Origin of the sequence: Nonomuraea glycinis (assembly GCF_014646515.1) — a bacterium.
Classification (GTDB): Bacteria; Actinomycetota; Actinomycetes; order Streptosporangiales; family Streptosporangiaceae; genus Nonomuraea; species Nonomuraea glycinis.
In genome coordinates, this window is sequence record NZ_BMNK01000035.1 from 1 (window position 1) to 1,542 (window position 1,542).

The following is a 1,542-nucleotide window of genomic DNA, read 5'->3' on the forward strand; positions in this document are numbered from 1 at the left end:
GCTGTGGTCAGCATGCTGGCCCGGCTGTCGCGTCGGGTGGGCGGGGTTCCACGGGCCCGCGGGTGTTTTCCTTTCGTGGTCGCAGGGGCAGCTTGTGGCTGATCAGGTCGGGGCCGGCAGGGCTTGCAGGCGGGTCAGGGCGGTGAGGATGTCGCCGGCCCAGGGCCATCGTGCGGCTATGCGCAGGCGCAGACGGCGGCCACCGCGCACCAGCCGTCCGGCCACCGTGAACAGTCGCAGGCGCAGGCGTTTGGGCTCGTAGGTCTGGGCGGCGGTGCCGGGCAGGGCCAGCAGTTGCATCCAGGCCAGGAGTTCGCAGGCCAGCGCGACGAGCTCGCACCAGATCTGGTTGCGGGTGAAGTGGTGCAGCGGCAGGTTGGTCAGGCCGGTGTCCTTGGCGCAGCGGATGCGGTCTTCGGCGCGGGCGCGGCGGCGGTGGCGTAGTTCCAGGTCGGCGAGCTGACCTTGCTTGGTGTTGGTGACGAAGCAGGTGACGCGGCATCCGTCGACGTCGGTGAAGCGCAGCTGGGCGCCGGGGTGCGGGCGTTCCTTGCGGGCGATGATCCGCATGCCCTTGGGCCAGCCGGTCAGGTCCAGCAGGCCGGTCAGCTCGGCGACCCAGGCGCCGGGCCGGACCTGCCGGTCGGCGTCGTAGGCGGGCGTCCACGCGCTTTTGGGCAGGCGCAAGACGGCCTGCTGCACCTGCTCGGTCAGGGTGAACCCGATCGAGTACGACAGCCGGCGGCCGGGCTTGGTCAGCCAGGTGAGGAACTCGTGGGTGCCGCCGCCGGAGTCGGTGCGGATCAGCACCTGCCGTCGGCGCTGCTTGGGGAGCTGGGCCAGCGCCAGCCGGGTGGCCTCGATGTGGTCGGCGGCGGTGTTGGAGCCGGCGTTGCCCGGCCGCAGCACGATGGCCAGCGGTTCACCGGCCCCTTGCGGGCCGTGGTCGGCGAAGACCGTCATCGGGTGGAAGCCGAAGCTGTGTTTCCAGGTCGGGGCGGCGTGTTCCTTATCCGAGTGGGCGATGACGATGGTGGCGTCGAGGTCGAGGGGGATCAGCTGACCGTCACTGCCCGGCGCCCTCGTCCCGGCTAGGTCCCAGGCACGTTCGCGGGCCAGGGCTCGCGCCGTGCGCAGGGCGTTGAGCGCCTTGGCCTCATCGCGGGCGAGCCGGTCGATCAGCCGGGAGACGGTCGGGTCGGAGGCCACCGGGCCGAACAGGTCGGGCTGGGCACGCAGCACGGCGACATCGGCCAGGCAGTCCCCGCCCAGGGCGAGGCTGACGGCCAGGTCGGCCACGATCTTGCCGGGGTCATGCACCGCGCGCTCGGGCCGCCAGCGCTCCAGCTGCGCGGACAGAACCCGGTCCAGGCCGGTGACACGCAGCGTATGCAGGAGCAGCAGGGCGCCCGCGTGGGAGAGGAGCCCGGCAGCGTCAGCGGATGCGATGATCTTGCCGCGCGAAGCGATACTCTTCACTTGGAAAGTGCCTTCTGATCTGGTGTGGACAGGACTCTCGACAAGCCCCATCCTCCCAGCTCA

General features: G+C 71.2%; 1 protein-coding gene. It reads right to left on the reverse strand.

Translation table 11 applies throughout. The features are described from left to right. Positions 1–102: 102 nt before the first annotated feature. Positions 103–1,530 (reverse strand): IS1380 family transposase, encoded by a 1,428-nt coding sequence (locus tag IEY87_RS45275; protein ID WP_229699473.1) that lies wholly within the window; start codon positions 1,528–1,530, stop codon positions 103–105. Between the last annotated feature and the right edge of the window lie 12 nt (positions 1,531–1,542).